Origin of the sequence: Sphaerisporangium corydalis, assembly GCF_025506355.1 — a bacterium.
Classification (GTDB): Bacteria; Actinomycetota; Actinomycetes; order Streptosporangiales; family Streptosporangiaceae; genus Sphaerisporangium; species Sphaerisporangium corydalis.
Map to the genome: position 1 here is coordinate 13402 of NZ_JANZYP010000102.1, position 7800 is coordinate 21201.

Genomic DNA, 7800 nt, shown 5'->3' on the forward strand with positions numbered 1-7800 from the left:
GGGGGGGGGGGGGGGGGGGGGGGGGGGGGGGGGGGGGGGGGGGGGGGGCGGGGGGCCCCCCCCCCCCCCCCCCCCCGCGGCTCACCAGGGAGAGGTGCCCGCTCCTAGGTGCCGTAGACCTGGAACTCAAACAGCGAGTAGCCGTAGGGCGTGGCCCGTTGCGTGCCGTTCATCCGCACGTAGCGGCCCGAGCCGGAGACGGTGATGTCCTGCGTACCGCCCGTCCCCGTCGTGGACGAGTAGATCGTCGTCCAGGTCGCGCCGTCGTTGGACGTCTGGAGCTGGAACGCCCTGCCGTAGGCGGCCTCCCAGTTCAGAACCACCCTGCTGACGCTGTGCGTGGCCCCGAGGTCGACCCGGACCCATTGCGGGTCCGCGAACGCGCTCGACCAGCGGGTGCCGGTGTTCCCGTCGACGGCGTTGCCCGCGCCGAAGCTCGCGTTCTCCGTCGAGGAGGCCGTCGCCGGGTGGCCCTGCGAGAGCAGGGTGCCGCCGCCTCCGCCGCCGCCCGGGCCCTTGTTGTAGACGGCCACGTAGTCGATGTTCATCTGGCCGCCGGACACCGTGGCGGCGTTCGGCCCGCCGCCGAAGGCCGCGGGGAACCCGCCGCCCATCGCCAGGTCGTAGATGATGAAGAACGGGTGGTCCACCGCGTTCGCCCAGGTGGTGGCGTCGACCCGGTTGGCCGACAGGGTGAAGTAGTTGGTGCCGTCGAGGTACCACCGGATCTGCTCGGGCGACACCGAGCGGTCGATCTGCACGGCGTAGGTGTGGTAGCCGGTCTGGCAGCCGCCGCACGCGCGCTCGCCGCTGCCGATGCCGGTCGACTCGTTGCACACGCCGCCGGGGTTGGTGCCGCAGTGCAGCGTGCCGAACACCGAGCTGCGCCCGTTGACGTCCTCGAGGATGTCGATCTCACCGCTGGTCGGCCACGGCGTGCCGGTGCGCAGGGGCGCGCCGAGCATCCAGAAGGCCGGCCAGTATCCGGCGCCGTTGGCGGTGGTGACGTTGGGCTGCTGGATGGACGACTGCATCATCACCACGCCGCCGGGGGGCGCCCCGAAGGTCGCCGCCTGCGTCTCGATGCGGCCCGAGGTCCAGCCCGTGCCCGGGTTGGTGCCCGAGTGCAGGGCCCGCAGGACCAGGTGCCCGGCGCCGTCCTGGAAGACGTTCGCCGTGCTGTTGGTCATCGTCTCGATCTCGCCGGTCCCGAACGTGCTCCCGGGACCGGTGTCGTACTTCCAGGTGCCGGTGTTCACGCCCGTGCCCGAGGCGCCGTTGAAGTCGTCGCTCCAGGTGAGGCTGAAGCCCGCCGGCGGGGCCGGGACCGCCGCGCTGGCCGTTCCGGGGACGGCCACGGCCGCCAGGGTGGCGGCCGTGAGGGTGCCGGCCACCAGGACCAGGGCGGAGGCACCGGCCTTGAGACGCTGCGCCAGCCGATGGCCGGCGCCGCCTCCCACGTCTACGCGCTTGCTTGACATGGGCTCTCCCTTGCTTGGGGACCGATCGGCGGGCACGGCGGTCGCGGGCCCTCGGGGCTTCGCGTGCCCGCTGGGCGCCGCGACAGGGGTGAACGTGCCGGCGCCGTTTCGCCGGTACGCGCGTCGCGCGGCAGATCGGTCGAACTCAGGTGAGAGAGCGCTCTCCGGTGGGCAGGATATCACCCACCGACGACGGGAGGTCAATAGCTCAGTTAACTTGCCGGAAATATCGCGGCGCCTTTTTCATGCGCGCAGGAAATCGCCGGACGTTCGTCCTCCCACCGGAAAAGGCCGGCCCGCCTTCGGGGGGTCGCCCGCCTGTTCCGCGGGGATCACGCGGAGGGTGGGGCCTGCGTCGGCTCGAAGGACTGCACGTGATCGATGGCGGCGGTCAGGGCGTCGCGCAGCGGGGTGACGTCGTGGGCGATCTGGGCGAGCAGCATGCCGCCCTGCATGGCGGCCAGCAGCAGGTTCGCCAGCCGCGCGGGGTCGGCGTCGCCGCGAAGCCGGCCGTGTTCGCGCATGCGATCGAGTCCGGCGCGGAGCACGTCCTTCCATCGATCGAAGTCGGCGGCGAGCCGGTCGCGGACGTCGAGATCGCCCTTGACGATCTCGGCCGCGAGTGAGCCCAGCGTGCAGCCCTCCTGGCACACACGCTCATGGGTGAGGAAGAACGCGGCCCACTCCCGCAGGGCGCCGATGGTGTCGAACCCCGCGAAGCTCGACCCGGCGTGCGCGGTGAGGATGTTCTGCGTCTGCCACTCGATCACCGCGAGCACGAGACTTTCCTTGTCAGGGAAGTAGTGGGTGAGCTGTGATCCGCTGACGCCCGACGCCTTGCGCAGCGCCTCGTTGCTCGTGCCGTGCACGCCCTGCGTGTAGATCAACTCCGCCGCGTGCTCGATGATGCGCGCCCTGGCCGCGAGCCCCTTGGCCGTGAACTTCGCATCGGCCCTGTTACCGCCCATGACACAGAGCGTACGCCGAAATGGGTTTGACAGCCCAATCCGCGTCCGATTCACTGGGCTGTGCGGCCCAGAAATATCGGAGGCCCTAATCACCGGCCTGGGGGAATTCGAATTCCTGACCTGGGTGAACACTGAACGAGACCGGCGGACGGATACGGCGACGGTCGGCACGACACCATTATCTCGAGAGGACAAACCATGTCCGATACCACCTCGCGCGAGCGCTACGAAGCCTTCGCCGCCCTGCACGAGCAGAACAGCGTCTTCGTCATGCCCAACGCCTTCGACGGGTTGTCGGCCGCGGTGTTCGCCGAGGCGGGCTTCAAGGCCGTCGCCACCTCCTCGGCCGCCTTCGCCGCCACCCTCGGCCGCCTCGACGGCCGCCACGCGGTCGGCCGTGACGAGCACCTCGCCCACGCGCGGCTGATCGGCCGGGCGAGCAGGCTCCCCGTCAACGGTGACTTCGAGGACGGCTACGGTGACACCCCCGGCGACGTCGCGGCCACCGTCGAGGCCGCCATCGCCGCAGGCCTGTCCGGCATCGGCGTCGAGGACACCTCCGCCGACCCCGCCCACCCCATCCGCGACTTCGACGAGGCCGTGGAGCGCGTCCGCGGCGCCGCCACCGCGGCCCGGGGGCGGATCGTGCTGACCGGCCGCACCGACAACTTCATCCAGGGCCGGCCGGACCTCGACGACACCGTCCGCCGCCTGACCGCCTTCGCCGAGGCCGGGGCGGATGTGCTCTTCGCCCCCTATCTGCCTGATCTGGACGCCATCGCCACCGTCGTGAAGGCGGTCGCGCCCAAGCCCGTCAACGTACTCATGGGATGGTCGTCGGGCGCTTTCACCCTTGATGACGTACAGAAGGCCGGCGCCCGCCGCATCAGCCTGGGTGTCGAGCCCTACCTGCACAGCCTGAGCGCCCTGCGCGCGGCCGCCGGCAGGCTCGCCGGGGGCGACCTGGCCGCCTTCCCCACCACGATGGGCTTCGACCTCCTCCACGCGCTGTAGTCCGCCTCGGCGGGCGAGCCGGTGCTGCCGGCTCACCCGCCGAGAAGCACGCCGTGGCCGGGCCGGCGGAATGCGAAGCATTACGGGCCACCGCGACAGGCGACACTGTTGTGATCACGCTCAACCCTCGGACACCGGCAGGGCGGCCAATGAGTGATCAAGAGCCGGCGGACGTCCCCGCCGGGGGACTGGCGGACGTCCTCGCCGAAGGGCTGAGCGTCGTCTTCATCGGTATCAATCCCGCACCGCTCTCCGTCGCGGCCGGGCACGGTTTCGCGAGCCCGGGAAACCGGTTCTGGCCGGCCCTGCACGCCTCCGGATTCACCCCGGCCGTCCTGCGTCCCCAGCAGGAACGCGACCTGCTGGACCTGGGACTGGGCATCACCAGCATCGTGCGCCGGCCCACCTCCCGAGCCGACCAGCTGACGCCACGCGAACTGGCCGACGGCGGCCGCGACCTGACACGGCGCCTGCACGCCGTCTCGCCCCGCTGGGCGGCGTTTCTCGGCGTCACCGGTTACCGCGCCGCGTTCGGCGCGCCCCAGGCCCGCGTCGGAGCCCAGGCCGGCACGATCGGCGGGACCCGGATCTGGATACTGCCCAACCCCAGCGGCCGCAACGCCCACTTTCCGCCCGCCGCCCTGGCGGCGGAGTTCACCCGGCTGCGCCACGCGACGGGACTGCCCGACCGATCCGCGCGTTCGGGACGGCACCAGGGCCCCACCGGGCAGGAGAGACCATGAACGCGTCGACGCCTGGACAGGCGGTCACTCCTCGCCGGAGAAGCGCTCCCAGGCGGACTGGCGGGTGATCCCGAGGGCTTCGCCGATCCTCGTCCACGTGACGCCGCGCCGGCGCAGTTCCTGCACCCAGGCGCGCAGGTCGGCCTCGGCCTGGTCGATGTGCGCGGCGACGCGGGGGATGTGGCTCAGCATCTCCCCGTCCGCCATCGCCTCCCAGATGGGGGACGGGGGTCCGGCGAGGCTGGGGACGATCCCGTCGATGATCGACGCGGACAGGGCCACGCACTCGTCGCAGATGTACACGCCGGCGCCGGCGACCAGCCTGCCGACCTGGGTGCTCGGCTTGCCGCAGAAGGAACACCGGGCGAGGTCGGCGAAGGTGTCGGATGTCATGCGCACTCCTCTGCTGTCAGGATGTCCCTGACAGCATAGGAGTGTCAGGCGATCCCTGACAAGATGAATCAGGAGCGCTTCCAGAACGAGGGGCGGGGGGCGATGGGCCGGTGCGTCCCCGCTTCCGGATCGTCGGGGCCGTCCGGGATGTCCGGGCCGCCCGGGGCGGTGGTCAGCTCGGTCAGGACGGCGACGGCGCGGCCCCACAGGGCGTCCACGTCCGCGCCGGGCGTCTCGCTCGCCGACAGCTCGCGCGCCAGGGCCGAGAGCGCCGGCTCGCCGCCGGTGTAGGCCGCCAGCGCCGTCAGGCGGCTGCCCAGGTCGGCCAGGTAGAGCCGCCGCTCGGCCACCGTCAGCGACCCCCGTTCCCTGAGCCGCGCGAGCTCCGCCGCGAGCTGCGGCCGGACGGAGTCCACCGAGTGCGGGACCGGTCGCGCCGCCGGGGCCGCCTTCCGGCTGACGGACCGGCCGAACCCCCTCCGGGCGCCCGCCGGGGGAGCGGGGAAGGGCGTCGGCGCGACCGGCGCCCATCCCGGCACCGCCCCGCCGCTCTCCGCGCCCGCCGCCGTACCCGGCACGGCGCCGGTCCCCGTTCCGGGCCCGCCGCCCAAGGTTCCCGGAGCGCCGCCGCCCGGCCCCGCGGTGTACTCGGGTGCTCCGGGGGCGGGTGAGGCCGCGTCGCGGGACGCCACGCTGAAGATCGCGGGGGCGGCCGAGGTGAAGGCCATCGGGGCGGCGGCCATCGGGGCGGGCGGCACGGGCGGCGCCGGCGCCGCCCAGCCGCTCGGCGACTCCACCGGCTGCAGGACCCGGTGACCTGGCCCGCCCTCGGCGACGACGCGCGAGTCCACCGCCACGAAGGCGGTGAACCGGCACAGCACGCCATGCCGGAGCGAGGTCTCGACGATCTCCCGCTCCAGGCCGTGCTCGCCGATCGCGTACCGGTCCTCTAGGCGGCGCAGGTGGGACCGCGCCCAGATCGCCCTCGGGGCCCGCCCCTCGGCGGGCGTCCCGTCCAGCCGCCGCTCCCACGGCGGCCCGTCCGCGCCCACGCCGTGCACGGTCACCGCTCCCGTCGCCGGGCCGTGGAACCTGCCGGACACCGTCAGCGGCACCCCCGAGTAGAGCGAGCCGAGATGGGTCACCGTGGCGGGCAGCACGCCGAGGCCGTCGGCCTTCAGCGTCAGGCCGGTGACCAGCGGGGAGCCGATCCGCCGGTGGATGTGCTCCATGGCCTCGTCCAGGCGGTCCTCCGACTCCACCAGCTCGCAGCGGCCCGACCCGAGGCCCGCCAGCCTGCCGAGGAACTCGGCGTTCACCGCGCGGTCGATGCCGACGGTGTGGACGCGCACGGCCGCGAGCCGCGCGCCGAGGCGCTCCAGGATCTGGTCCTCGTTGCCCACCTGCCCGTCGGTGACCAGGACCAGCACCCGCTCCCTGCCGGGGTCGTCCAGCAGGCCGAGCGCCTGCTCCATGGGATCGAGGATCTCGGTGCCGCCGCGGGCCTCCAGCCGGGCCAGGTGCTCGACCGCGCGGTAGCGGTTGCGGTCGGTCGCCGCGACGAGCCCGGCGGAAAGGCCCTCCGGGCGTTCCACGACGCTGTCGAACGACAGCACCGCGAACCTGTCGTCGAAGGTCAGGGTGTCCACGATGCGCGCCGCCGCGCGCCGGGCGGCGACCATCTTCCACCCGCTCATGCTGCCGGAGCGGTCCAGGAGCAGGGCCACGTCCCTCGGCCGCCGCGCGTCCGGGCCGCCGGGCGCGGGCGGCAGCACGGTCAGCGTGAAGGTGCCGTCCCCGTCCCCGTCGTGCCCGTCGTGCTCGCCGTGGTCCTGGGCGCCTTCGGTGGTGCCGTCCTTCGTGCCGGGGCCGCCGTCGTGGCCGTGGACGTGGTCCGGGACGAGCGTCAGTGAGGCGGAGGCGGTGAACGCCAGGCGCAGGACGAAGTCGCGGTCGAGCCGCTCGCCCGGCTGGAGCCGCACGACGCCCTCCTCCTCGGTGACCACGTGCAGGCTGGAGCGGATCTCCCGCAGGTCCAGCCCTGCCGGGTCGACACGGGCCGTCAGCGACAGCCGCACCGGGTCGGGGAAGCCCGGCAGCAGCACCGGGGGACTGATCCGCGACGCGTCCGGCACCGCGCCGGTGTCGGGCGCCACGCCGTCGCCGGCGGACCGGTCGTCCAGCGGGGTCCCCGGGATGTAGCGGGGCGCCACGACCAGGGGGAAGCGGAAGGTCGCCGCCCCGTCCTCGTACGGCAGCGGCTGGCTGAGCGTGAGCCGCACCGTCACGCGCTCGCCCGGGACGATGTTGCCGACCCGCATGGTGAAGACGTCCGGGCGCTCCTCCTCGGCGATGGCGGCCCGCCGGCCCTCGGCCAGGGCCTGGTCGTAGTCCCGCCGCGCCTGGCCGCGCTCCTTCAGCACGCCCTCCACGACCCGGTCGTCCGCCTCCATGCGGAACGCCGTCACCGCCGCCCGGCCGGGCAGCGGGAAGATGTACGTGGCCTCCAGCGGGACGTCGTAGGGGTTGCGGAACCCCTGGGCGACCTCGACGCCCGCGGTGAGCGCGGTGATCCGCGCGTCCACCTCGACGCTCTCCAGAGGCAGGTTCCCCTTGCCGGTGCGCAGCGCGCCCAGGCCCGCGTCGGGCAGGGGGGCGTACTCACCGGGCTTCAGCGAAGCGATCTGAACGGTCATGCTTGCATCCCTTCGGACGGGGATCGGTCGAGGTCGTCGAGGTTCCGGTCGCGGAGCGCGGCGAGCAGGGGCGCGGCGGCCTCGCGCAGCGCGGCCACGTCCCCTGCCGACGGCGCCCGCCCTTCCAGCAGCAGCGTCACCCCCGCCGCCAGCCGCACACCGTGCACCAGCCCGGACGACGCCTCCGGCACGACGGCGTCCGGCGGGGTCGCGGGGAAGGCGGGCGGCGGCACGTACGGGCCGGTCGATGTGTGCGCGGGTGCGGACGACGTGGCCGTGGGGGCCGCTTCGGCGGTCCAGAAGCGCGGGCGCACCGGGGGGAGCGGCGCACCGCCGGGGCCGGAGCCGTCCACGTGCCCGGGGGTCTCCGCCGGCGGGACTCCGGGCGTCCTCGGGAAGCCGGGTGGCGGCGGAAGAGCGGGGGCAGACGGGGGATGGGGTGACGGAGGAAGCGCGGGTGCGGGCGGAAGCGTGGATGGGGGCGGAAGCGCGGGGGACGGCGGGG

6 protein-coding genes and 1 pseudogene are annotated in these 7800 nt (G+C 73.8%); 2 read left to right on the forward strand and 5 right to left on the reverse strand.

What is annotated here, in order from left to right; genetic code table 11:
• Positions 1-104: 104 nt before the first annotated feature.
• Complete coding sequence (locus tag NYZ98_RS39555; RefSeq protein WP_262850368.1) at positions 105-1481, reverse strand: galactose-binding domain-containing protein; 1377 nt, start codon at positions 1479-1481, stop codon at positions 105-107.
• 332 nt (positions 1482-1813) lie between these two features.
• On the reverse strand, positions 1814-2449 hold the full coding sequence (locus tag NYZ98_RS39560) for a TetR/AcrR family transcriptional regulator (protein ID WP_262850370.1): 636 nt from the start codon (positions 2447-2449) through the stop codon (positions 1814-1816).
• A gap of 198 nt (positions 2450-2647) precedes the next feature.
• Here NYZ98_RS39560 and NYZ98_RS39565 point away from each other — a divergent pair, with 198 nt between their 5' ends.
• The gene (locus NYZ98_RS39565) at positions 2648-3463 is read left to right on the forward strand and encodes an isocitrate lyase/PEP mutase family protein (RefSeq protein ID WP_262850373.1); all 816 of its coding nucleotides are present in this window, start codon (positions 2648-2650) and stop codon (positions 3461-3463) included.
• A gap of 149 nt (positions 3464-3612) precedes the next feature.
• Positions 3613-4206: a G/U mismatch-specific DNA glycosylase gene (mug, locus tag NYZ98_RS39570; protein ID WP_262850376.1), complete on the forward strand. Its 594-nt coding sequence runs from the start codon at positions 3613-3615 to the stop codon at positions 4204-4206.
• A gap of 255 nt (positions 4207-4461) precedes the next feature.
• Here mug and NYZ98_RS39575 read toward each other — a convergent pair.
• The 3 genes and pseudogenes from NYZ98_RS39575 to NYZ98_RS39585 all read right to left on the reverse strand — a co-directional run.
• Positions 4462-4599: pseudogene (locus NYZ98_RS39575) on the reverse strand (ClpX C4-type zinc finger protein); the annotation flags it as partial.
• Between the two features lie 68 nt (positions 4600-4667).
• Complete coding sequence (locus tag NYZ98_RS39580) at positions 4668-7295, reverse strand: VIT domain-containing protein (RefSeq protein WP_262850379.1); 2628 nt, start codon at positions 7293-7295, stop codon at positions 4668-4670.
• Complete coding sequence (locus NYZ98_RS39585; protein WP_262850381.1) at positions 7292-7648, reverse strand: hypothetical protein; 357 nt, start codon at positions 7646-7648, stop codon at positions 7292-7294. The genes NYZ98_RS39580 and NYZ98_RS39585 overlap by 4 nt, the downstream gene beginning before the upstream one ends.
• Between the last annotated feature and the right edge of the window lie 152 nt (positions 7649-7800).

What these genes read in the sequence shown, in the direction of transcription:
- NYZ98_RS39565 (WP_262850373.1), top strand. Translation starts at nt 2,648, where the DNA reads ATGTCCGATACCACCTCGCGCGAGCGCTACGAAGCCTTCGCCGCCCTG.
- NYZ98_RS39560 (WP_262850370.1), bottom strand. Translation starts at nt 2,449, where the DNA reads ATGGGCGGTAACAGGGCCGATGCGAAGTTCACGGCCAAGGGGCTCGCG.
- mug (WP_262850376.1), top strand. Translation starts at nt 3,613, where the DNA reads ATGAGTGATCAAGAGCCGGCGGACGTCCCCGCCGGGGGACTGGCGGAC.
- NYZ98_RS39555 (WP_262850368.1), bottom strand. Translation starts at nt 1,481, where the DNA reads ATGTCAAGCAAGCGCGTAGACGTGGGAGGCGGCGCCGGCCATCGGCTG.
- NYZ98_RS39580 (WP_262850379.1), bottom strand. Translation starts at nt 7,295, where the DNA reads ATGACCGTTCAGATCGCTTCGCTGAAGCCCGGTGAGTACGCCCCCCTG.